This window comes from Bradyrhizobium valentinum, assembly GCF_001440405.1.
Taxonomy (GTDB): Bacteria; Pseudomonadota; Alphaproteobacteria; order Rhizobiales; family Xanthobacteraceae; genus Bradyrhizobium; species Bradyrhizobium valentinum.
The window spans coordinates 76,657-100,135 of record NZ_LLXX01000118.1 but is presented as its reverse complement, the minus strand read 5'-3'; the positions used below and the strand labels follow the sequence as shown (position 1 = coordinate 100,135).

Genomic DNA, 23,479 nt, shown 5'->3' with positions numbered 1-23,479 from the left:
CAGTGGCTGAAATCACCGGGTCTGCAGCCTCCGAAATGACGAGGATGAGATGCGCAGCGTCTCAGAGCACCTGGAGAGAGCAGCCGAATTCGAAGCCTTGGCTACGATCGACCGTGCAGCAAGCTGAGCGCTTTGGAACTAAACTGGCCGGGAAAAATTGAGTTTTGGTGCCGGGTTGCCCCGGCACAGATCCGGCGAAGACGGCCTCAGCTCTTCCCCCGCGCTGAGGCCGTTCGCAGTGCAGCTTAGTGCTTTGGCCGATCTATTGCGAAGGTGAAACTTGGCCTGGAGAACAAGGCCGGCTGCATCGCGGACCGCGGCGGTGAATACTTCGCTGATGCCGCGGTTGTCTTCGGAACACGACCACGTCGCCGCCATTGAAGGGCTAACCTTAAGTAAAGGATGTCCTTGATCATGACCCGACATTCAATCTGGAAACGCTTTGGATTCGCCTGGGTGACGGGCGCCTTGTTCGTCATCACGCTCTCCGGCCACTGGATCTTCGGCTGGTTTGCCTACGTCGACGAGCAGCAGGCGCACCAGCAGCCGATCGAGATTGGCGCCTATACGATGCAGATGATGCGAGACACCTTGGAAAACTGGCAATCCGAATTCTTGCAACTGATGTGGCAGGTTGCCGGGCTCGCCATCCTCCTGCACGTAGGCTCGCCGCAATCAAAGGAAGGCGACGACCGGATGGAGGCGAAGATCGACGCGATCCTGCTGGCCGTCGAGCCAAAGAAAGGCGATGAGCTGCTCAAGCGCATCGATGACGCGTATGAGGGCCGGCACACCGACACCCGCTTTGTGCAGGAGCTGGAGCGCGGACGATAACTTGGAACGCGCGGCGCTCGCCGGTTAGGCTCGTGCTTTCTGCGCACGCGCGCGGAGATCATGCTCAAGCCAAAGTGACGGCGCGGGACGAACGCACCGTCATCTCAATGAGGCGGGCGAACCGGCTCTCAGTTCTTCAGCACGATACGCCCGACGACCTTGCCGGCCCGCAGCTCGTCGATCCATTTCTGGACGTCGGCCATCGGCTCTTCCTTCATCGGCGTCGGCTTGATCTTGCCGGCGCGGGCGAGCGCCATCAACTCCTTGGCCTCGGCGAGCGTGCCGACCATGAAGCCCTCGATGGTCATGCGCTTGTAGACCCATTGCACCATCGGCAGGCTGAAATTGCCGCCCATCAGGCCGGAGACCACGATCTTTCCGCCGCGCGCAATGGTCGCCACGGCGAACGCCATTGATTTCTCATTACCCGCAAAATCAACGACGCCGTCGAAGCCGCCCTCGGTTTCTTTCAGGATGCGCCTGACGATTTCGGGCTCGGCCGGATCGTAGGCGACGGCAGCACCGTTCTGCAGCGCGGTTTCGCGCGCGGCAGGGGAGAGATCGGCGACCGTAATGTTCTGCTTGAACATCGCCTGCGCGAACGAAAGCCCCATCATGCCGACGCCGCCGAGCCCGATCAGCAACAGATTGCGCTGCCGCGGACGATCGGCCAGCCGCTTCAGCGCGCCATAGGCCGTTACCCCCGAGCACATCAGTGTCGCCGCCTGATTGACCGGCAGCGGATCGTAATCCAAGAGATATTTGGCGTCGGGCACCAGTACGTGGGTGGCAAAGCCACCATCGATCGAGACTCCGAGAAAGCGCTGCTTGACGCAGAGGTTCTCGTCGCCATTGGCGCAGTCGCGACACTGGCCGCAGCCGATCCAGGGGAATACCGCCTGCTTCTTTCCGATCAGGTCCTTCGAGGCATCGGGACCCACTTCATCGACGACACCTGCGATCTCGTGCCCGAGCGTGAACGGCAGCGTCATGCCGCGCGTGGTGTCGAGCCGCTTGCCGCCCCCGAGATCGGCATAGCCGTCCTGGATGTGCAGGTCGGAATGGCAGAGACCACAACGTTCGATGCGGACGAGGACCTCGCGTCCAATCGGCTTCGGCGTGTCGACGATAGTTTCGCATAATGGCGCATCGAATTTGACGAGGGACTGGCGGACCATTCGCGCCATGGCGTTTCTCCTTGAGCACGTTTCTTCAGGACGTTTACGATTTTGTGCTTCGTATATCGGTCAATTCACGGGCCATGGCAACAAAGCCCGAGACCGGAATGGTTTCGGCGCGCCTCGTTGCTTCGATATGTGCAGCCCCGGCCAGCCTGGCCGGATCGACCGACAGCGATTTCAGGCTCTGCCGAAGCATTTTCCGGCGCTGGCCGAAGGCCGCGGCCGCCACCTGTTCAAGCGCACGGCGGTCGCAGGTTTCAGGGGCGCTGCGCGGCACCAGCCGCACCACCGAGGAGGTCACCTTGGGCTGCGGCACGAAAGCGGCCGGAGAAATGTCGAACAGGATTTTGGTTTCAGTACGCCAGTTGGCGAGCACCGCGAGCCGGCCATAGGCCTCGTCATTCTCTCTTGCTACGATCCGCTCGGCGACCTCGCGCTGAAACATCAGCACCATCATGTCGTACCAGGGCGGCCACGGCTCGATCGAGAGCCAGTCCACCAAGAGCGCGGTCGCGATATTATAGGGCAGGTTGGCGACGATCCTGGCCCGCTCGCCGCCCAGCATCGGGCGCGGATCGAAACGCTGGGCGTCGGCATGCACGATTTCGAGCCGCCCGGGATAGCGCTTGGCAATATAGTCGAGCGGGGCCAGCGCGCGCTCGTCGCGTTCGACCGCAATGACGCGCTTGGCGCCCAGCGCCAGCAGCGCGCGCGTCAGTCCGCCGGGACCGGGGCCGACCTCGATGACGGTTAAGCCTTCGAGCGGGCCCGCGGCGCGTGCAATCCGCGCCGTGAGGTTGAGGTCGAGCAGGAAGTTCTGGCCGAGGGATTTGCGTGCCGACAGGGAATGTTCGCGGATGACCTCGCGCAGCGGCGGCAGATCGTCGATCGCGCTCATAAAGGCTTGGTCGTCGCCATGCGCGCGGCGAGCCGCAGTGCCGCGGCGAGACTGGACGGGTTGGCCTTGCCGGTGCCGGCAATGTCGAAGGCCGTGCCGTGGTCCGGCGAGGTGCGAATGAACGGCAGGCCTAGCGTGACGTTGACGGCGTCCTCGAACGCAATCGTCTTGATCGGGATGAGCGCCTGGTCGTGATACATGCAGACGGCGCAGTCGTAGGTCTTGCGCGCCGCGGCGTGAAACATCGTATCCGCCGGCAAGGGACCCCTGGCGTCGATACCTTCCGCACGCAGCGTTTCGACGGCAGGCGCGACGATGTCGATGTCTTCGCTGCCGAGCGAGCCGTCTTCGCCGGCATGCGGATTGAGGCCCGATATTGCGAGCCGCGGCTGGGCCAGCCCGAAATGCGCTTTCAGATCCGCGACCGCAATCCGGGCGGTCGTCACGATCAGCTCGCTCGATAGCTGGGTCAGCGCCTCGCGCAGCGAGAGGTGGATGGTCACGGGAACGACGGCGAGCGCCGGCGACCACAGCATCATCACGGGCTGGGGCACGCTGCCGCCATTGGCGGCAAGCTCGGCGAGAAACTCGGTGTGGCCGGGATGACGGAATCCGGCGCGGTAGAGCACGCTCTTGGCGATCGGGTTGGTGACGACGGCGCCGGCTCGCCCCGTCCGGACATGGTCGACGGCCTGGCGAATGGAGGCGAGGGCGGCGTTCGCGCTGGTATCGTCGGGTTGTCCGGGGCGCGCCGTGGCTGTTTCGCCCGTTGCCACCACGGGCAAGGCTTTCGCGAATGCCGCGCTGGCTTCCTCAGGGACGGCATCGGCGAGTTCGAGCTGCAGTCCCAGAATTTTGGCGCGGTCGGCAAAGAACGCGCGATCGCCGAGCAGATAGAACGGCGGGAGGTCCAATTCGCTGCGCCGCAGCCAGGCGGCGAGGGCGATGTCGGGGCCGATGCCCGCAGGTTCACCGGATGTCAGCGCAAGGGGCGTCGCCTTCAGATCCTTGGCCATCAACGATATTCGATCATCGCGGCTTTGCGGATGTCGGCCAGGTAAGACTTCGACTTTGCCTCGTATTTCTGGGTGTACATCTTTTCGCGAATTTCCCGCTTCTTCGGCGTGTCGATCTTGGTCGGCTTCCTGTCGCACAGCGCCACCATCTCCACGCCCTGTTTGGTGATTTCGGGCGGGGTCAAACGGCCGACCGGCGTCTTGTCCAGGAGTTCGCGAAGCGGGCCGGGGATGTCGGCCGACGTTTTGGTGACGAGGCCGCGGATCGCGGCATTCTGCATCGACTTGAAGTAGGAGTTGGCCTGTTCGCAGGTCTGAACGCGCTCGCGCAGGGTTTCGGCTTCCTTGCGCCGCAAGTCGACCGCGCTTTGTGCCGAGCCGCGCGGCACAATCAGGACAATCGGCTGCAGCTTGTATTCGAATGCCTCGGTTTGGGTCGGTTCGCCGCCTTCCTGGGCGGCGGCGGCAACTTCCTTTTCGCCGACCTGCAGGCTCTCCTTGAAGCGGCCGCGCACCAGACTGCCCCAGACCATCTCGGCCTTGAGGCGGGCCTTCAGCGTTTCCGGCCGGACACCGCCGCCCTCCAGGGATTTGGTCAGTTGTTCGGGCGACAGACGCATCCGCTGGCTCATTTGCGCATAGGCTTGATCGATATCGCTCGCGGTAGGATCGACACCGAATCTCTTGGCTTCCTTGATCTTCACCTTTTCGTTGATCAGCTCGTCGATCACTTCCTGCCGGGGCATCTGCTTCCGCGTGGTCAGGAAGTTGAGCTTGGTGCGCTGCTCGATGTCGAGGCTGGTGATGGGCTCGCCATTGACCATCACGACCACGGACTGTGCCCGCAGCGGTGAAACGCCGCCGGCGAGCACGGCAATCGCGACGGCACAGCCGGCGATCAGGGACCAAAGTCGGCGAGTGGGAAGCGCAATGATCGTCATGGTCATGTCAGCCGTATCAACCAATTCGTACCGCGATGCGCTGGGTACTGTCCGGCAAGGTCGGGCCTCACGCTACTGAATGCCGCTGCTGCCGGACGACGAGGACGAATTCGCAATGGTTCGCAGGCCGATCTGCAGCATGAAAGCGTGGTTGAGCACCGGCGGCGTCGTCCCAGCCTGATAGGTATAGGACGTGACGTAGTTGGCTGCCAGCACGAAGCAATCGTCCACATAGCCGGCGCCGATGATGTACTGGTTCAACTTGTTGGCTTCAAGATCCCAGCGCGCCGCTCCCGACACCACCCAGTTCGAAGCCACCTTGATCGAGGCGGTGCCGAGCAGGCCTTCGCGCCGGGTCAGGTATCCGAGTTCCGGCTGGGCGGCATAGTTGCCGTACAACATGCTGACCGACCAGCGATCGAACGAGGCGCGTCCCTCGGCTTCGAAACGATTGACGTTCAGCGTCGCCTCATCCACGCGCGAGCGCACGCTGAACGTATAGGTCCGGTTCGGCGAATAATTGACGCGGGCGACGTAGTCCGACCGGGTGTTCTGCAGGCCGGATTCCAGCCCCGTGTTGGTGGCATCGTGCACCGCGAACGAGTTCAGGCCGAACAACTGGTAGGACTGGCCGAACAGCACGTTGATGCTGCCGCCGCGGTCAAACTGCGTGGTCGCCTGGACGCCGACATTGGCGCGGCCGCCGCCTTCGACACGGTCATAGCCCGAGAACTTGTCGACGGCGAACAGGTTGCTGGCGTCGAACACCATGCTCTGCGCGTCTTCGTTCGGCAGTCTGCCGGCGAAGGTCTCGTTGGGACGCGCGATAACTTGCGCGATCGGCTCGATCGTGGTGGTGCCCCAGGGCTGAACGTTGATGAAGGGGTAGCGGTATTCGAGGCCGACCGCCGGCATCAGGCGGACCGCCTCGGTGTCGCCGACCGGAAGGAAGTTCGAAACGCCGGGCTGGTTCGAGATCGAGGCGCTGATGGCGTCGGCGCGCATGATCGCAAACGGCGTCCAGATCTGGCCGATGGGATCGGTGTACGAGCGCCGCCACTGCGCTTCAGCCGTCAGCCGCGTATAGGTGCCGGGCATGCCGCGCAACAGGCACTGCGAGGGGATACGGGCCAGCGGATCGGCCGATGCGTTCAGGCACAGGCCGTTGGTGTTCGCCAACGTCGTGATCGGGTCGAAGGCCGCGGTCGTGCGCGACAGGCTGGTGAAGTTCGTCTTGTAGCTGACCTCGCCGCCGAGGACCGGGTGGTTGATGACGTTGTTGTAGTCAATCACCGGATGGATCACCGGCACCTTGTCCTGGCTGCCGGAGAACGAGAGGTAATGGATCGTGCGCGCATCGAAGAAGCTGCGGTTGCCGACGCCGGTCAAGTAAAGCTGCGAGATCGCTTCCGTCGGCAGGCTCAGGAACGAGCCGAGCGGATCCCTGTATTGGGCCAGCCGGTAGTCCGAGAAGAAGAGGTAGTCCGACAGCAGGACGCCGTCCCAGCCCCAGACCCATTTGTCGTTGAGCGCGAACTGGCCCTTGGTGTCGATACCGCCGCGGAAGTCACGGTCGCCCGGCTGTCCGGCGAAGGCGCCGGGATCGAGCTGATTAATGCCGTAGCCGCGGATCTGGTAGGAGCCATTGATCAGCCGCTGACGGAATTCGCCCTGGAACAGCACGCCCTGCCTTGTGGTGAAGCGCGGATTGAAGGTCGCGTCGTAGTCCGGCGCGATCGCCCAGTAGAACGGGGTTTCGACCGCGTAGCCATAGGTCGAGTTGGAGCTGTAGGCGGGCATCAGGAAGCCCGTCTTGCGCTTGACGGTCGGATCGGGCGTCGAGAAATACGGCAGATACGCCATCGGCACGCCGAAGAATTCGAGCTGCGCGTTCTCGAAGTACAACATCTTGTCGGTCTGGTCGTGGATGATGCGGGCACCCTTGACCTGCCACAGCGGCGGCTTCTTCGGATTGTCCTTGCACGGCGCGCACGCGGTATACACGCCGTTTTCGAACACGGTGTAATTGCCCGCGGAACGGTCGGCGCGCGTCGCCGCCATGCGCGTGTCATCCGCCGTATCGACGCGCAGCGAGTCGACGAAACCATCCCGGTAGTCGTCGCTCAGATCCATAATGTTGGCGTAGGTGACTTTGCCTTCCGCGTCGGTCAGGCGGATGTTGCCTTCCGCGTGCAGCCGCTTGGTCTTCTGGTCGTAAATGACCTTGTCGGCCTCCACGCTGGTGCCGTTGTAGAACATCTGCACATTGCCGACCGCCGACACGCGCTGGTTGTTGTAATCGTAGTCTACCTCGACCGCTTGCACGAGCATCTTGCCGTCATTGTTGACGGGGCGCGGCGGCGGCTTGGGCGGCCGTGGATTGTACGTGAAGCTTTGCGCCGAGGCCGGCACCGTCAGGGCAAGCTCGATCGAGCCCGCGAAAACGAATCCGGCGAGCAGCGCAATCATAGGGACGCCAAAGGCAGCCAAGCGGGCTCGATAGCGGCGCACATTGGTGCGCCGCCTGAACGCAGGCGACCTCAATTGGCGGGCGGCGACAACGGCCACTACCCGTCCTCCTGGTACAACAAGGCCAAAAAGCCGGTGAGGCCACCCACACAGACGGGCAACCACGCCGCAGCGATGGGATGCATCAACTCAGCCTTGCTCAAATCCTCAGTAACTTTCGATAGAACGTAGAGCAGAAAGCCTGCGCCCACGCCACTCAAAACCATCTTTTGCACGCCGCCCATCCGGAAGAAGCGAAGGCTGACGGAAGCCGCCAACATCACCATTGCAGCCAGCAAAAACGGCTGTGCGATGAGCTTATGGTACTGCAGACGGTAGCCTGCGGTCGCGAAGCCGGAGCTTTCGGAAGAGCGGATATAGCCGGGCAGTTGCCAAAAAGACACGGTTTCGGGGGTCGAGAAACTGTTGCGAACCTGGGCCGGGGTGAGGGTGGTCGAGAGGTAATAGTTCTCCTGATCAACCGGAGGTTTATCTAAGGAGTATCTACGTACCGATTTGAACGCCCAGCGGCCTTCCTCAAGGGAGGCTTCGCGCGCTTCGATTCGCTCCTTGAACTGGAGATCGGTGTCGAACCGGAACACGGTCAGTCCGGTCAGCCGGACACCCTGCTGCTCGCTGCGCGCCGCATTGATGATCGATTGGCCATCGCTGTTGATCTGGTTGAGCCAGAAGCCGGATGCATCCTGGATGCCGGCGCCGGGCGCCGAGCCGAACAGCTCAGCCTCCATCCGCTTGGAAAGCTCGCGCAGGTTGGCCGACATCGGATTGTAGGCGACCGTCGCCACGGTGCCGAGGATGATCGCGCTTGCCAGCGCAGGCGAGATGAACTGCCAGGCGGATACGCCGGCCGCACGTGCGACCACCAGTTCGAGCCGCCGCGACAGCGCCAGATAGCAGGTCATCGCGCCGATCAGGACGCAGAACGGCATCAGCTTTTCCAGCAGTTGCGGCACCCGGTAAAGCGACGTCTGCGCCACCGTAATCGCGGAGGCCGATACCAGCCCGGAGGTCTTGCGGACCATTTCGATGTAGTCGACCAGCACGAGCAGCACGAAAATGCTCGCAAACACGCCCACCGCCGCGACCAGGAAGCGGCCGGCAAAGTATCGCCCGAGCGTGTTGGTCATCATGCTCATGCTGTGGCGGGCCGTCCAAAGAACCGCGCAAGGCGCGCGTTCGACTTGTTGATGGCCTCCATCAACGCAGCCGGCGGCTCCACCACGACGCCGCCGATGATCATCCACAGCCCGCCGCCGATCGCGGCGAACAGCATCGCGTACTGGACGAGAGCCATGCCCGGCGTCTTCACCGTCATCACCGAGCAGGCGAATCCCGCCATGCGCAGGCCAAACACTGCCAGGATCGATCCGCCGATCGAAAAATTGCGGCTCTGGCGCGTGGTGCGCGGCGTGCCGAGGAATGCAAAGGTCAGGACTGCGAACACGAAGGGATAGATCGGCGCCAGGAAGCGATCATGCAACTCGGCGCGAAACTGCCCGGAAAGCTGCTTGAAAACCGGATCGTCCTCCGATGGCGAAACCAGCTCCCAGAGATAGCGTTCGCGAATTCCCAGCGCGACGTCGCGGCCGCGATTGGAGAATTTCGACATGTCAAAGGCATAGCGGGCGAAAGCCACCAGCGCCGGATCGCGCTTTCCCGCCTCGAAACGTTCGAGGTTGCCGTCCTCCAGCACCAGGTAGGAGCCGTTCTCGTTCTTCAGCACCGTGCCATGGTCGGCAATGATGGTGACGCGCTCCTTGGGATCGCGGCGGTCGTCGACGAAGATGCCGGCGAGCACGCCGCCCGGCTGCCGTTCCCGGATGCGAATCGTCAGGTTCTGATCGAGCTGGGCGAAACGACCGGGCTGCAGGATGTTGGTCAGCACATCGGCCGTGATCTCAGCGTCCCATTGCTTGATCCGGCGCAGGCCGTCGGGAGCGAGATAGGCACCGATAAAGGTGACCAGGATCGCCACCACACAAGTGGCGAAGAAAAACGGACGGAACAGCCGGAATGGGGAAAACCCGGCGGCATTCATTACGATGATTTCGGAATCGGTGGCGAGCTTGTTCAACGTGTGCGAGATCGCAATCATCAGCGCGATCGGCGCGATGACCAGAACAAGCGCCGGAATCACCAGGCTGGTGATGCCGAGGAACGTGATGATGGTCTGGCCCTGGCTCGTCATCAGGTCGATCCCGCGCAGCGCCTGCGTAATCCAGATCACGCCGGTGAGGCTGACCAGGATCAGCGCAAACGACGCGAGCGTCGTGCGGAAAATGTACCTGTCGATCGACCCCATCGTTACCGCACGATCCCACCTTGCGCACCCGAAGAGCGGCTTCCGACCAACCCTGCTTTTAGGGTTCCCCTTTGGTCGGGCCGCCAATACCAGCAGTCTACATTCTCACTACCATCCCTTTGATCCGTCAACAAAATGGCCGGGCCGTGGCGTGCCCTCGACACGGTTAATAATTGACCCATGTGGCCTTCCGGTCACTGCGGCGCTTGGCAGCGCCGCGGCTTGCGGGTCATAGTGCCGAAAACATCAGGTCCCCAGCGATTTGGGGCCGCTACCGAAGAGAATATTCCATCGTACGGGCCGATTCCGGACCCGCAAGACGCCCTGAATTCTGGAGGATTTACCTATGTCCGACGCCGTCAAGGTCGGCTTTGTCGCTTTTTCCGCAGCGCCCCGTGGCGTTCTCGTGGTGTTTTGCGATGACACATTGAAATTCGGCGAAGCCACGCGGAAGGCGCTGGGGACGGCCGCCAACACCGTCAAGCGGGCGGCGGCCGCCAACCAGTTCAAGGGCAAAAGCGGGTCGACGCTCGATATTCCGGCGCCGGAGGGAATCAAGGCAGAGCGCCTGATCGTGGTCGGCGTCGGCAAGGCGTCCGACATCAAGGAGAAGGATTTTCTAAAGTTCGGCGGCGTGACGGCGGGCAAGCTCAACAGCGCCAGCCAAGCGGTCACCGTGATCGCCGAACTGCCTGATGGCGCGATGCAGGGCGATGCTGCCGCCGCGATCGCGTCGGGCATCCGGCTGCGCGCGTATAAATTCGACCGCTACAAGACCAAGAAGAAAGACGGCGAGAATGGGACGCTTCGTGCCGACGTTTCGATCGCCGTCGAGGATGTCGCCGCTGCGCGAAAGGCCTTCGCGCCGGCGTCCCACGTCGTGGACGGCGTGATTATCGCGCGCGAGCTCGTCAACGAGCCGCCGAACGTGCTGTACCCGGTCGAATTCGCGCGGCGTGCGAGCCAGCTTGGGAAGCTCGGGATCGACGTCGAGGTGCTCGACGTCAAGGCGATGAAGAAGCTCGGCATGGGCGCCTTGCTCGGCGTCGCACAAGGCTCAACGCAGCCCGGCCGCACGGTGATCATGCGCTGGAACGGCGGCAAGAAGGGCGATCAGCCGGTCGCTTTCGTCGGCAAGGGCGTCTGCTTCGATACCGGCGGCATTTCGATCAAGGGCGCCGCCAGTATGGAAGACATGAAGGGCGACATGGGCGGCGCCGCCTGCGTGGTCGGGCTGATGCATGCGCTGGCTGCCCGTAAAGCTAAGGTCAACGCGGTCGGCGCCATCGGCCTGGTCGAGAACATGCCCGACGGCAACGCCCAGCGCCCCGGCGATATCGTCACCTCGATGTCGGGGCAGACGATCGAGATCATCAACACCGATGCCGAAGGCCGGCTCGTGCTGGCCGACGTGCTCTGGTACGTGGCGAAGAAGTTCAAGCCCAAATTCATGGTCGATCTCGCAACGCTCACCGGCGCGATCATGGTCGCGCTCGGTACCGAATATTCCGGAATGTTCTCCAACAACGACGAACTGGCTGATAGGTTGAGCAAGATCGGAACCGAAACCGGCGAGCGCGTCTGGCGCATGCCGCTCGGCGCGGAATACGACAAGCTGATCGATTCGCAATTTGCCGACATGAAGAATACCGGCGGGCGCCACGGCGGTTCGATCACCGCTGCGCAGTTCCTGCAGCGTTTCGTCGACAACACGCCGTGGGCACATCTCGACGTCGCGGGAACCGCGATGGGCGCGCCGAAAACCGACATCAACCACAGTTGGGGTTCCGGTTATGGCGTTCGCTTGCTCGACCGGCTGGTCGCGGAATATTACGAAGCCACGAAGTAATTCGGTTGCAGGTGGATGACGGAAATCCTGTTCTATCATTTGCAGGGCATGTCGCTCGAGAGTGTATTGCCGCCGTTGTTGGAAAAATCGCTCGAGCGAGGCTGGCGCGTGGTCGTGCAATCGACCTCGCCGGAGCGCACCGAGGCGCTCGATGCGCATTTGTGGACCTACAGCGACGATTCGTTCCTGCCGCACGCTACCTGGCGCGCCGGCGATGCGCAGGACCAACCCATCATTCTCTCGATCGAGGAGGGCAACCCGAATCGGGCCAATGTCAGGTTCCTGATCGACAACGCGGCGTTGCCGGTCGATTGCAACAGCTACGAGCGGGTGGTGCTGGTCTTCAACGGTGATGATGCCGATGCGCTGACCGCGGCGCGTGGCACCTGGGCCGACTGCAAGGCGCGCGGGTTCGAAGTGACTTATTGGCAGGCCGACGAGCGGGGTCGGTGGCAACGGCGGCAATAGCGATGCTTGGAAATTAGCGATGAAATTAGCGATCCCTGGGAATCAATGATAATCTGCGGTTTCTGCGCCGGACCTTGCGGGCAGCCATGGTCGTGCCGCAAAGTGATGGTCGGACAAGTGGTTGCAGTAAGGGGTGGGAGCCTGGGTCTAGCGTGCGACGCGGAACGATCGATCGAAAGCCACTGCTGACGTTGTTGTTGCTCGGGCCCGCGCTTGCGGGTTGCTCGGGTGCGTCGGACCTGATGTCGAGGGACGCGGACTGGTTTTCGCGCACCGGACGCGTGTTCATCAAAAACGTGTCGATCGAAACGCCTCCGCTGTCCCCGACCAAGCCGGTCACGCCGGATGAACTCGTCAGTGCCGACGGAGCCTGTCCCGGCATGGGGGCGCCGGGCGCCGGTGCCAACGCGTTGGCGGACGGTGCTGCCGGCAGCCCGCCGCCCTCGACGACCGGAACGGTGGCGCTCGGTCATACCGAATGCGACGTCGTGCGCGGCATCGGTGCGCCCGACAATGTCGGCCTCTCCAACAACCCGCGCGGTGATCGCGTGGCGGTCGTCAGCTATTCGCGCGGCCAGCGGGCCGGCATCTACACGTTCACCGCGGGACGCCTGACGTCGATCGAGCGTGCACCGGAGTCGGTGGCGCCGGCCAAGGGCGCAAAGCCGAAGAAGAAGCCGGCCGCGACGTAACCCTGTGCTTGCGCGCTCGCGTTGGCTATAGCGTTTTCGAGCGAACTGGATGCCGGTTCGCGTTAAGAAAACGCGTGCAAGCCCGCCAGACTGATGCTGTGAGCCAAGCGGCTGGCGTTGACGGCTGAGCGTTTTACGACCATATACAGAGCATGAACAAGCTTCGATCAGCCGCATTGACCACCACGGCGACCGCTTACGGCGGATCGCCTGCTGGTTGCGCGCGCTAGAGACAAGCGTACTTCACCCAGAAAAGGCCCCGCCGGCGACGGACGGGGCCTTTCTGGTTTTTGATGGTCCCCGTCCGCGCTTTTTCCCATCACAAGGAACATAGCCATGGACGATCTCGACCACAGAAATCTCGGCGTGCAGCTCAAGCTCTGGCACCTTCAGGAAGATGCGCCGGGCATGGTGTTCTGGCATCCGCGCGGCTACGCGGTCTACCGGGTGCTGGAGGACTATCTCCGGCGCAAGATGTGCCGCGCTGGCTATGCCGAGGTCCGGACGCCACAACTGCTGCCGCGGGAGTTCTGGGGCCGCAGCGGCCACTGGGACAAGTTCGGCGAGCACATGTTCCGGATCGACGACGGCGAGCTGGCGATGGCGCTGAAACCGATGTCGTGCCCGTGCCACGTGCAGATCTTCAACAAGGGGCTGCGCTCGTGGCGGGAGCTTCCGATCCGCTATGCCGAGTTCGGCGCCTGCCACCGCAATGAGCCTTCCGGTTCGCTCCACGGCATCATGCGGACGCGCGCCTTCGAGCAGGACGACGCGCATGTGTTCTGCCGCGAGCAGGACGTGGAGGGCGAAGTCGCGCGCTTCATCGCCCTGCTTGACGAGGTTTATTGCGACCTCGGTTTTCCCGACTACGAGGTGGCGCTAGCGACGCGGCCGGCGGTGCGCGCCGGTGACGACGCGACCTGGGACTGGTCGGAGGCGAAGCTCGGCGATGCCGCGCGTCGCTGCGGCCTCGCGCCTCAAATCAATCCAGGCGAAGGTGCTTTCTACGGACCGAAGCTGGAATTCGCGCTGCGCGACCGGCTGGGACGATCCTGGCAGTGCGGCACGGTGCAGCTCGACGGCGTGCTGCCGCAGCGGCTCGAGGCGTCCTACGTCGCTCCCGACGGCAGCCGCGCCAGGCCCCTGATGATCCACCACGCCATCTTCGGATCGCTCAGTCGCATGATCGCGATCCTGCTCGAGCACCATGGCGGCGTGCTTCCGTTCTGGCTGTCGCCGGACCAGGTCGCGGTTGCGCCGATCTCGAAAGACCAGGCCGGATACGGCGCCGACGTGCTGGCGGCATTCGCGGATGCCGGGATCCGGGCCGTTGCCTATGACGGCGCCGACACCCTTTCGCGGCGCATCGTGGCGGCGCATGAAATGGCGGTGCCGGTGATGGCCATCGTCGGCGGGCGCGAGATGAGGGACGGCCGAGTGAACCTGCGCGAGCGCGAGGGCTCACAGGCCGACGTTCCGCTGGCCGAGGCGGTGTCCCGCCTGCAGGCGAGGGCCCGGCCGGGCGCCCTTGTGGCGCAAGCGTTGTCGCCCGCGGACGCAGGATCCTAGGCGAGGAAGCCACGGCCTAGCCCGCCGCTTCGTCGTATTGTGAATTGGCTTCCAGCCAGACTTCCTCCGCACGCAGCAGCGCGCTTTCCGCACCGGCACGCGCCTTGCTGAGCTGCGCGGCCTGCTTGGGATCGCGCGTGAACAGGTCGGGCAACGCAAGCGCGGTGTCGATCTTGGCGATGATGCCGTTGATGCGCTCGATCTCGGCTTCCGCATCGGCGATCCGCTGCTTCAGCGGTGTTCGCCTTTCGCTCTTCCCTCGCTCCGGTCTTGCGGTCCCTTTGGGCCGCTCGCGCGAGGGGCTGCGCGTGTCGCCGATCGACAATACCATTCGCCTGTAATCGTCGAGGTCACCGTCGTAGCTCGTCACCGTCTGGTTGGCGACCACCCACAATTGATCGGCGCAGGCTTCGATCAAATAGCGGTCGTGCGAGACCATGATGACGGCGCCGGGAAAATCGTTGATCGCTTCGGCCAGCGCCGCACGGCTGTCGATGTCGAGATGGTTGGTCGGCTCGTCGAGGATGATCATATTCGGGCCGAAGAATGTGGCGAGCCCGAGCAACAGCCGCGCTTTCTCGCCGCCTGACAGGCTCTGGACCAGGGTGTCGCCGGCTTTTCCGGAAAATCCGATCGCGCCGGTACGGCCGCGCACCTTGGTTTCCGGCGCATCGGGCATCAGCTTGCGGATATGGTCATAGGGCGATGCGTCGAGGTTGAGCTCGTCGACCTGATGCTGCGCGAAATATCCGACCGACAATTTCTCCGCCCGCGTGATCCGACCAGAGAACGGCGCCAGCTTGTTGGCCAGAAGCTTGACCAGCGTCGATTTGCCGTTGCCGTTGGAGCCGAGCAGGGCGATGCGGTCGTCGGTATCGATGCGCAGCGTGACGCGGTCGAGCACCGGCTTTTTCGGATCGTAGCCGACCGAGACGTCATCCACCGCGATGATCGGCGGCGACAGCATTTTCTCCGGCGTCGGGAACGTGATTTCGCGCACGTCCTGCGTCACCAGCGCGGTGACCGGCTTCATCCGTTCCAGCATCTTGACGCGCGACTGAGCCTGGCGGGCTTTCGAGGCTTTCGCCTTGAAGCGATCGACAAAGGCCTGCAGCCGCTTGCGCTCGTCGGCCTGGCGCTTGGCGTGCTTGGCGTCCAGCATTTCCCGCGTAGCGCGCTGCTCCTCGAACGAGGAATAGGTGCCCTTGTAGAGGGTCAGCTTGCCGCGATCGAGGTGCAGGATCTGGTCGACCGAGGTGTCGAGCAGGTCGCGGTCGTGGCTGATGACGATGACGGTGCGCGGATAGTTTGCCAGATGGTCTTCCAGCCACAGCGTGCCTTCGAGGTCGAGATAGTTGGTCGGCTCGTCCAGCAGCAGCAGATCGGGCGCTGCGAACAGCGTCGCCGCCAGCGCCACCCGCATGCGCCAGCCGCCGGAGAATTCCGAGCACGGCCGAGCCTGGTCCGCGGTGGAAAATCCGAGGCCGCTCAAGATCGCCGCCGCGCGCGCCGGCGCGGAGTGCGCGTCGATGTCGACCAGCCGGGTCTGGATTTCGGCGATCCGGTGCGGATCGGCGGCGGTTTCGGCTTCACGGAGCAGCGCGTCACGCTCCAGATCGGCCTTCAGCACGACATTGATGAGGCTCTCCGGGCCGTCCGGCGCCTCTTGCGCCAGGCTGCCGATGCGCCAGCGCGGCGGCAGCGTGATGCTGCCCGACTCGACCGGCAGGTCACCGCGGATCGCATGAAACAGCGTCGATTTGCCGACGCCGTTGCGGCCGACGAAGCCGACGCGCGCGCCGGGCACGATCTGCACCGTGCTGTCGTCGATCAAAAGCCGCCCGGCGATGCGGACCGAAATGTCTGTTATTGAAAGCATGCGGGGTTGTCACCGGAGCGGCGGGCAAACGCAACCTATTTATTATCGAAGAAATCTATCGACTGATCGGCAAATTCTATCGGCGAAGCATCATTCAATGCAGCTCGTCATCGTGCCGACGCAGTTCATTCATCAGCTCTTGCAGCCGGGGTGAAAGTTCTGTTTCCGGGCGCATGCTTTGCTGCAGCCGTTCGCCCACGGCGTCGCAGATGTACTGGCAGGTCTTGTGGTCGAGTTGCACGAAATCACCGTTGATTCGAGAATCCATGGGCAGTCTCTCTCTCTCACTTGACGAGTTCCACCTCGCAGCACTCGCAAGGTTGAGGGTGTCGATGAATCAAGTCACAACAGCGCGATTTGTTTCCCGTGCATGGCTGCATGCATTCGCCTGCAAGTAGTCGAATCACCTTCCAAAATTGGTTTTTTGAAAAAAAGCCCCGGCGCGGCGGCCGGGGCATCAGTCAGGGGGAAGCTCAAATCAGGTCAGTAGCAGCGGTTCACCAGCCGCCAGCGTGGGCCCCAGGGAGTTGGGACCAAGCGCCGTACGTAGCAGCCGCCATAACCGCCGCCGTAATAGGCCGGGCCGCCGATGAAGACGCGGGGGCCACCCCAGCCATGATGATGGTGGTGACGATGCCAGCCGCCATGATGCCAGCCGCCATGGTGCCAGCCGCCGGCCGAAGCCGCTGTCGGCGCCAGCGCGGCGGCACCCAGCGAAGCTGCGGCCACTGCAACGAGCGAGAGTTTGCGTAACATGATCGTCTCCTCAAAGTTTCGGCGCCAGTTGGCACCATCAGTGAGATCGGGTCCCGTGACGCCCTGGGCCGGCGGACGCGCGTGCCCTGCGTTCGATCGTCCCTAAGTCTACGGCCGCGAAGCTGAATGAAGGCGGCACGGCAGTTTCAGACTGGGTTCATCTCCGTGAAATTGCAGTAATCTTTCGCACCCGCGGCGCGCCCACCGCACGAAAACACCCCAAAAATGGGTGGTGGCCGCGTCACCGGGCCGCTTGCCGTCGTGAGGTGGCGCCGATATAAGCCCCGCAACTCTCCACCCAGCGTTTTGTAAGGACGTAAACACAATGGCGATTGAACGCACTTTCTCGATCATCAAACCGGACGCGACCGCGCGCAATCTGACCGGCGCCGTCAACGCGTTGATCGAGAAGGCAGGGCTGCGGATCGTGGCCCAGAAGCGCATTCGCATGACCCGCGAACAGGCGGAAACCTTTTACGCCGTTCACAAGGCACGTCCTTTCTTCGGCGAGCTGGTCGAGTTCATGACCTCGGGCCCGGTCGTGGTACAGGTGTTGGAGGGCGAGGGCGCCGTGCTCAAATACCGTGACGTGATGGGCGCCACCGATCCCTCGAAGGCCGCGGAAGGCACGATCCGCAAGGTCCATGCGAAGTCGATCGGCGAGAATTCGGTGCACGGTTCGGACGCGCCGGAGACCGCCGCGATCGAAATCGCGCAATTCTTTTCGGGCAACGAAATCGTCGGCTGAACAATTTGGATAGCGGCGAGCAATAGCCGCGCAGTAACGGCTGAAGAGCCGAGGGGGGAACGCTGTGAACTGGCTGTGGCAAATTTTCGATCCTGCAACGATCTCGGCGTTCTTCACCCAGTTCCAGGCCGAGATGCAGCACCCGGCGTTCTGGGTCGCGCTCGGCAAGATCATGTGGATCAACATCCTGCTGTCGGGTGACAACGCGCTTGTCATCGCGATGGCGTGCCGCGGGCTGCCGCCGCGCCAGCGGTTCTGGGGCATGATCCTTGGCGCCGGCGTCGCCGTTCTCCTGCGCATCATCTTCACCGGTATCGTCGTGACGTTGATGGCGCTGCCGTTCCTCAAGCTGGTCGGAGGCCTCGCACTGCTCTTCATCGCAGCGAAGCTGCTGGTGCCTGAACACGAGGGCGAGGGCGACGTGGATGCGGCTGCGCATCTGTGGGCGGCCGTGCAGATCGTGGCGATCGCCGACATCGTCATGAGCCTCGACAACGTCATCGCGGTTGCCGCCGCCGCTAATGGCAGCATTCCGCTGCTGGTCATCGGCCTTGCCATCAGCGTTCCCCTGATCGTCGCCGGCGCAGCGCTGATCATGGCGCTGCTCACGCGCCTGCCCGCTTTGGTGTGGGCCGGTGCGGGCCTGCTCGGCTGGGTCGCCGGCGAGGTGATGGCGACCGACCCCGCGATACAGCCGGCGATGCATGCGTTCTTCAACGGCCCGGTTGGTGTCGGCCTCGATGGCGTGCTGAGCTCGCTTGGTCTTGGGCTGCGTTTTGCCAATGGCGGCCACGGCGGCGAGGTGCTGCTAGGGCTGATCGGCATTGCCGTGGTGCTCGTGGCGGGATCGATCTGGCGCAGGCGAAGGCTGGAAGGCGCCGAGCACTCCGCCACTGCATAGCGAAGCAATTCCCAGCCCGCCGGCGGCGAGGGGGAGACCGCCGCCGTTCGCGGGCGCTAGAACAGGCGCATCGGCAACGGCAGTTGAACGTCGCGATAGCGGCCTTCGTAACGGTCTACGAAGTCCTGCAGGAAAAACGGAATGTCGCGAAGCTGCAGGTCGCAGCGTCGCCGCAGCTCATGCGCGATCTCGACAGACGCGTCACAGCACCAGCCTCCTGCAACGTTGAAGGCGACGACGCGGATCGGCTTGGTGTACTGTCCGGCCAAGAGGTCGGTGACAACAGTCTCGAACCCGGTTGTCCTGGAATCCACCCCGCCCCAAACCCGTCCGGGTATGCCCGGATCATGCTCGACGACATAGACGTCAGGCTCCCCGCCGTCGGGCACGATCGATGGAGTTCCGAAAGACGTACGCATCAACGAACTCTCACGCCACAGAACCAGGATTCAAGTGCGGGAATTTTGATTCGTTCCGCGCAAGGAACGGACTGGCTCCCCCTTCGTCGGTCGCCGGCGTAACGCCGCAGCAATGCGCCCGGTTCCTGTAAAGGAACATTTCGCAAGGTCCTGACTTCTTACTGTATACGGCCGATAGGAATTCAAAGGCGTGCGGGCCGAGAGGAAGAGGGCCGCCATGCGGTAAGGAATCCCTCATGCCGCGTTACTTTTTCAACGTCTATCACGACAAGGCAGAACTGGACCATGAAGGCGAAGAACTGCCCGACATGCAAGCCGCGTGGCGGGAAGCAACGGTAACCGCTGGACAGATCATCCAGGACCTCGACGGCAAGCTGCGCCCCGGCGGCAAGGACTGGCGGCTGGAGGTCACCGACGAGTTCGCAAATCCGTTATACATCATTCACGTCATCGCCGGGCGAGCCAGATGAAGCCGGACGGGGCCGTGAGCGTGTGGAGGACCAGCCCGAGGACGGTCGGTCTATTTGGCTCTGCAAACCGGGTGACAGCCAACGATCGATGGCGGCCGCGGCCTCGTTTGCGACCGCTGTCTCCAACAGACGATCGCGTTCATGCCCTGGCGGCAGGCCGGCGGCCTTTTCGCGTGCGCTAAGTGCAATTTGCCTGAGCCGTTCTTGAAGCGGCAGCGCTGGGCGGCTGCGATTGCGCTTTTTCGTCATGGCAGATCTCCCTGTTGCCCTGATCCTTTCATGTCGGGAGAGGCGCCTCCTTAACCTTTGTTGGGAACCGGCAACGCGTCGGCCCGTTTCGTTCAGGTCACGGAATTCGTTCAAATTTGGAGGAGACACAGACTTGGACCGGGAGCTGGTTTTGGCGGCCCTGTTGCGGCGGCTCAATACCGTCTCAGGACTAGATGACGCGGACATTGCTGCAATCCGCGCGCTTCCGATTGCCGTTCGCCAGTGGGAAGCCGGACGGGCGATCGTAGCTGACGGCAGTCGCCCGACGGAATGCTGTCTTGTTATCGAAGGGTTTTGCGTCCGCGCCAAAACGACTGTCAGCGGCCAGCGGCAAATTCTCTCGATCCATATTGCCGGGGAAATTCCCGACCTCCAGAACCTGCATCTGCACAGGATGGATCACGATCTCATCGCGGTGGTCGCTTCCACGCTCGGCTTTATTAGTCACGCGTCCTTGCGCGCCCTGACGCGGGCAAGGCCGAACATCACCGAAGTGCTGTGGCGCGACACGCTGATTGACGCCGCGATATTTCGGGAGTGGATCGTCAACGTGGGCCAGCGGCCGGCGCCGAGCCGGCTTGCCCACACTGTTGTTGAACTTCGCAGACGCCTTGCCATCACGGGCCGAGCGGCGGGTGACACATTCGAAATGCCGCTGACGCAGGAGCAAATTGGCGAGGCCCTGGGTATCACGCCGGTTCACGCGAACCGGATCATCAGGCAACTGCGCGACGAAAGGATCATCGATATCAGCAGGGGGCGCGTGGCGGTGCTTGACGAGGCGAAGCTTGCGGAATTGGCGCAGTTTGACGATCGCTATCTTCACCAGGATGCTTCCCTGTAGTCGCGCACGCCGGAAAACGGTGGTTGCGGCTTTGACGCTTGCCGGCGCGTGGTGAGGCCACGTCGGGGTGTCGGACCTATGAACGACGATTTTGCTCATCTTTTGGAACGATTCAATTTCGGGAAAATTATGCAATGTGTGTCCAGGGATAGACACATCAAACTTCAAGCGGCCTGCCGATTTGCATTCCCGCTACCAAGGCATCTTGGCAGCCGCTCCTTTTGGTCGCGACCACCATGAAGGATTTTTCCAATGCGTCCTTTCCGCCCGAGGTGATCTCGGTGATGGAGGTGGCGCTTGATGCCGCGGTGGCGTCGCTTCCCGAGCCGGTCCATTCCAGTCACGTTCAAGCTCTCGCCGAAGCGATCTTGCGCGCGGCCCATGAAGGCGAGCGCGATCCTGTCGTGCTGCAAAGACTCGCTCTGATGGAATTACAGCTGAGGCAACGTTAGGAAACAGCAGGCCTCGGTGCCAGGTGCCCGCCGCTTTGGTGGTCCGTGCACCAGCGGTAAGCACACGGTATTGCCTTTGCCGGCGGCCGGTTCCATACAGTTTCACATGACCGAACCGTTATTGGGGCGCAGCATCGATCGCATCGAAGACGAGCGCTTCGTGCGGGGACGCGGGCGCTACATCGCAGATCTCGTGGCATCCAACGCGCTTCATGGCGTCGTCGTTCGCTCGCCGCATGCGCACGCGCGGATCGCAGCGATCGGCGTCGATGCGGCGCGCAAGATGCCCGGCGTCGCCGCCGTGCTCACGGGAACCGAACTGGCATCCGACAATATTGGTCCGCTGCCGTGCGCGGTGACCAGTATCCCGATGACTACGCCGCTCGTGGTGCCGGCCTATCATGCACTGGCGCGCGACGTCGTTCGTTATGTCGGCGAACCGGTCGCATTCGTGGTCGCCGAAAGCGCCGAAGCCGCGCGCGAGGCCGCCGAGGCCATCGTCGTCGACTATGAGCCGCTGCCGCCGGTCGTTTCGATCGCAGATGCAACTCTGCCGGACGCCCCCTCGATCTGGCCGGAGGCGAGGGGCAACATCGCGTTCCAGTTCAACCGTGGCGAGATCGGCCCGGTGGAAGCGGCGATCCGCGACGCCGCCCACGTGGTGGAATGCGAGCTCGTCAACAACCGCGTCGTCGCCGCACCGCTGGAAACACGCGGTGCGCTCGGCGAGTTCGACGCTTCGAGCGGCCGCCTGCACCTGACCGCCTCGGCCGCCGGAGCGCATATGATCCGCGACCTGCTCGCCGACGGTGTTTTCCGCGTCGGCAGAGAAAAACTTCGCGTCAGCATTCCCGACGTCGGCGGCGGCTTCGGAATGAAGAACGTTCTCTATCCGGAATGGGTGCTGGTGCTGTGGGCGGCGCGCCGGCTCGGCCGCCCGGTCAAATGGATCGGGGACCGCAGCGAGGATTTCACCGGCTCTGCGCATGGTCGCGACAGTCTCGTGCGGGCCCGCCTGGCGCTCGATCGCGATGGCCGCTTCCTGGCGCTCGACACGAAAGTTTTCGCCAATCTGGGCGCCTATGTCTCGACGGTGGCGCCGGCTGTGCCGACCATGGCGATGGGGAGCGCGATGGGCGGCGTCTACGATATCCCGCTGATTGCGTTCGAGACGAAAGGTGTGTTCAGCAACACCACGCCGATCGACGCCTATCGCGGCGCCGGCAAGCCGGAAGCGAATTATCTGATCGAGCGCTGCATCGATATCGCCGCTACCGAACTCGGAATGGATGCGCTGAAGCTGCGGCGCAAGAACATCTTTCGCCGTTTTCCGCATCAGAGCGCGATGGGACTCTCGGTCGAGCAGGGCAGCTTTGCACACTCGATCGATTGCGCCGTCGAGGCTGCGGAAGGATTCAAGGCGCGCCAAAAAAGTTCACGCGCGCGAGGCAGGCTGCGTGGCCTTGGGCTTGCCTGCTTTCTCGAAACGGCGCGCGGCCAGCCCAATGAAGTGGCGGAGGTGCAGTTCAGCGAGGACGGCCTGATCGATCTGAAGGTCGGCACGCATTCCAGCGGTCAGGGCCACGAGACTACGTTCGCCCAGATCGCTGCCGATGCGCTTGGCTTGCCGCTCGCGCGCTTCCGGTTTCGGCAGGGCGACACCGACGATCTCGATTCTGGCGGCGGCCATGGCGGGGCGCGCTCCATGCACCAGGGCGGCACCGCGCTGCTGATGGCGGCCGAAGGGGTGATCGAGAATGCGCGGCGGCTTGCCGCGCGCCTGCTGCAGGCCAGTGTCGATGCCGTCAGCTATGAAGCCGGCATGTTGCGCGTGGCCGCGACCGGGCAGGAGATCAGCCTCGAGGAGGTGGCGCGTGCCTCCTATCAGACGCCCGGCGACGATGTTGCGCCCGGCCTTGCGCACAAGGCGACCCATTTGTGCGACCGCTACACCTTTCCCAACGGCTGCCATATCGCCGAGGTCGAGATTGATCCCGAGACCGGTGAGGTGAGGCTCGACCGTTACGTGATATCAGATGATTACGGCCGTCTGCTCGATCCGCGCCTGACGCTGGGGCAGGTCCATGGCGGCGTCGCGCAAGGCATCGGCCAGGCGTTGTTCGAGCAGGCGCTGTTCGATGCGCAGACAGGCCAGATCCTCTCGGGCTCGCTGATGGATTATGCGCTGCCGCGGGCTGACGATCTTCCCGCGTTCGAGGGCAGCCTGACGGCTGACTTCCCAAGCCGCGCCAACCGGCTCGGCGTCAAGGGAAGCGGTCAGGCCGGCGCCATCGCAGCACCCGCCACCATCATGAATGCCGTGATGAACGCGCTGACGCCGCTGGGCGTGCGGCATCTCGACATGCCCGCAACGCCCTCGCGCATCTGGCACGCGATTGAGGCGGCGAGATCGCGATCACAATAACAACGGCCTCGGTGCGCTGACACGAAGTCCGCCGAT

General features: G+C 63.3%; 22 protein-coding genes. 11 read left to right on the top strand and 11 right to left on the bottom strand.

Annotated elements, in window-relative coordinates; all coding sequences use genetic code 11:
- Window positions 1-402 precede the first annotated feature (402 nt).
- Window positions 403-834 (top strand): DUF6766 family protein, encoded by a 432-nt coding sequence (locus CP49_RS17520; RefSeq protein ID WP_338060363.1) that lies wholly within the window; start codon window positions 403-405, stop codon window positions 832-834.
- Window positions 835-962: 128 nt separating this feature from the next.
- Here CP49_RS17520 and CP49_RS17515 read toward each other — a convergent pair whose 3' ends face one another.
- The 7 genes from CP49_RS17515 to lptF form a co-directional block, all read right to left on the bottom strand.
- Window positions 963-2,021: an alcohol dehydrogenase gene (locus CP49_RS17515; protein ID WP_057851443.1), complete on the bottom strand. Its 1,059-nt coding sequence runs from the start codon at window positions 2,019-2,021 to the stop codon at window positions 963-965.
- A gap of 34 nt (window positions 2,022-2,055) precedes the next feature.
- Window positions 2,056-2,913, bottom strand: a complete 858-nt coding sequence (gene rsmA / locus CP49_RS17510) for a 16S rRNA (adenine(1518)-N(6)/adenine(1519)-N(6))-dimethyltransferase RsmA (protein WP_057851442.1) — start codon at window positions 2,911-2,913, stop codon at window positions 2,056-2,058.
- Window positions 2,910-3,929 (bottom strand): 4-hydroxythreonine-4-phosphate dehydrogenase PdxA, encoded by a 1,020-nt coding sequence (gene pdxA / locus CP49_RS17505; RefSeq protein ID WP_057851441.1) that lies wholly within the window; start codon window positions 3,927-3,929, stop codon window positions 2,910-2,912. Before pdxA ends, rsmA begins: the two co-directional genes overlap by 4 nt.
- A complete protein-coding gene (locus tag CP49_RS17500; protein ID WP_057851557.1) occupies window positions 3,929-4,870 on the bottom strand; it encodes a SurA N-terminal domain-containing protein in 942 nt (313 codons plus the stop codon). The genes pdxA and CP49_RS17500 overlap by 1 nt, the downstream gene beginning before the upstream one ends.
- Before the next feature lie 72 nt (window positions 4,871-4,942).
- On the bottom strand, window positions 4,943-7,339 hold the full coding sequence (locus tag CP49_RS17495; protein ID WP_082646073.1) for an LPS-assembly protein LptD: 2,397 nt from the start codon (window positions 7,337-7,339) through the stop codon (window positions 4,943-4,945).
- A 98-nt stretch (window positions 7,340-7,437) separates the two neighbouring features.
- A complete protein-coding gene (gene lptG, locus CP49_RS17490; protein WP_057851440.1) occupies window positions 7,438-8,535 on the bottom strand; it encodes an LPS export ABC transporter permease LptG in 1,098 nt (365 codons plus the stop codon).
- Window positions 8,532-9,701: an LPS export ABC transporter permease LptF gene (lptF, locus tag CP49_RS17485; protein WP_057851439.1), complete on the bottom strand. Its 1,170-nt coding sequence runs from the start codon at window positions 9,699-9,701 to the stop codon at window positions 8,532-8,534. Before lptF ends, lptG begins: the two co-directional genes overlap by 4 nt.
- A 346-nt stretch (window positions 9,702-10,047) precedes the next feature.
- Here lptF and CP49_RS17480 point away from each other — a divergent pair, with 346 nt between their 5' ends.
- From CP49_RS17480 to thrS, 4 genes are all read left to right on the top strand, one after another.
- Entirely contained in the window at window positions 10,048-11,550 is a 1,503-nt protein-coding gene (locus CP49_RS17480; RefSeq protein WP_057851438.1) for a leucyl aminopeptidase, read from the top strand.
- A 15-nt stretch (window positions 11,551-11,565) separates the two neighbouring features.
- Window positions 11,566-12,018: a DNA polymerase III subunit chi gene (locus CP49_RS17475; RefSeq protein WP_057851437.1), complete on the top strand. Its 453-nt coding sequence runs from the start codon at window positions 11,566-11,568 to the stop codon at window positions 12,016-12,018.
- Window positions 12,019-12,170: 152 nt separating this feature from the next.
- Complete coding sequence (locus CP49_RS17470) at window positions 12,171-12,710, top strand: hypothetical protein (protein ID WP_082646072.1); 540 nt, start codon at window positions 12,171-12,173, stop codon at window positions 12,708-12,710.
- A gap of 336 nt (window positions 12,711-13,046) precedes the next feature.
- Window positions 13,047-14,279 carry a threonine--tRNA ligase gene (gene thrS, locus CP49_RS17465; RefSeq protein WP_057851436.1) on the top strand — a complete coding sequence of 411 codons (1,233 nt, stop codon included), beginning with the start codon at window positions 13,047-13,049 and terminating at the stop codon, window positions 14,277-14,279.
- A gap of 16 nt (window positions 14,280-14,295) precedes the next feature.
- Here the strand turns inward: thrS and CP49_RS17460 are convergent, their stop codons facing one another.
- The 3 genes from CP49_RS17460 to CP49_RS17455 all read right to left on the bottom strand — a co-directional run bounded on the left by CP49_RS17460 (window position 14,296) and on the right by CP49_RS17455 (window position 16,914).
- Window positions 14,296-16,158 carry an ABC-F family ATP-binding cassette domain-containing protein gene (locus CP49_RS17460; RefSeq protein ID WP_057851435.1) on the bottom strand — a complete coding sequence of 621 codons (1,863 nt, stop codon included), beginning with the start codon at window positions 16,156-16,158 and terminating at the stop codon, window positions 14,296-14,298.
- Window positions 16,159-16,252: 94 nt separating this feature from the next.
- A complete protein-coding gene (locus CP49_RS46115) occupies window positions 16,253-16,426 on the bottom strand; it encodes a hypothetical protein (protein ID WP_197423145.1) in 174 nt (57 codons plus the stop codon).
- A 215-nt stretch (window positions 16,427-16,641) separates the two neighbouring features.
- Window positions 16,642-16,914 (bottom strand): hypothetical protein, encoded by a 273-nt coding sequence (locus CP49_RS17455; RefSeq protein ID WP_057851434.1) that lies wholly within the window; start codon window positions 16,912-16,914, stop codon window positions 16,642-16,644.
- 325 nt (window positions 16,915-17,239) lie between these two features.
- Between CP49_RS17455 and ndk the strand changes: the two genes are divergently transcribed.
- Together ndk and CP49_RS17445 are read left to right on the top strand one after the other, a co-directional pair.
- The gene (gene ndk, locus CP49_RS17450) at window positions 17,240-17,662 is read left to right on the top strand and encodes a nucleoside-diphosphate kinase (RefSeq protein ID WP_057851433.1); all 423 of its coding nucleotides are present in this window, start codon (window positions 17,240-17,242) and stop codon (window positions 17,660-17,662) included.
- Window positions 17,663-17,726: 64 nt separating this feature from the next.
- Entirely contained in the window at window positions 17,727-18,563 is an 837-nt protein-coding gene (locus tag CP49_RS17445; protein ID WP_057851432.1) for a TerC family protein, read from the top strand.
- A gap of 56 nt (window positions 18,564-18,619) precedes the next feature.
- On the opposite strand, the gene CP49_RS17440 is transcribed toward CP49_RS17445, so the two are convergent.
- The gene (locus CP49_RS17440; protein ID WP_057851431.1) at window positions 18,620-18,982 is read right to left on the bottom strand and encodes a hypothetical protein; all 363 of its coding nucleotides are present in this window, start codon (window positions 18,980-18,982) and stop codon (window positions 18,620-18,622) included.
- A gap of 236 nt (window positions 18,983-19,218) precedes the next feature.
- Between CP49_RS17440 and CP49_RS17435 the strand changes: the two genes are divergently transcribed.
- The 4 genes from CP49_RS17435 (at window position 19,219) to CP49_RS17420 (ending at window position 23,443) form a co-directional block, all read left to right on the top strand.
- Window positions 19,219-19,452 (top strand): DUF6894 family protein, encoded by a 234-nt coding sequence (locus tag CP49_RS17435; RefSeq protein WP_057851430.1) that lies wholly within the window; start codon window positions 19,219-19,221, stop codon window positions 19,450-19,452.
- Window positions 19,453-19,834: 382 nt separating this feature from the next.
- The gene (locus tag CP49_RS17430) at window positions 19,835-20,566 is read left to right on the top strand and encodes a Crp/Fnr family transcriptional regulator (protein ID WP_057851429.1); all 732 of its coding nucleotides are present in this window, start codon (window positions 19,835-19,837) and stop codon (window positions 20,564-20,566) included.
- 236 nt (window positions 20,567-20,802) lie between these two features.
- Window positions 20,803-21,018 (top strand): hypothetical protein, encoded by a 216-nt coding sequence (locus CP49_RS17425; RefSeq protein WP_057851554.1) that lies wholly within the window; start codon window positions 20,803-20,805, stop codon window positions 21,016-21,018.
- Window positions 21,019-21,124: 106 nt separating this feature from the next.
- On the top strand, window positions 21,125-23,443 hold the full coding sequence (locus CP49_RS17420) for a xanthine dehydrogenase family protein molybdopterin-binding subunit (protein WP_057901852.1): 2,319 nt from the start codon (window positions 21,125-21,127) through the stop codon (window positions 23,441-23,443).
- Window positions 23,444-23,479: the final 36 nt, after the last annotated feature.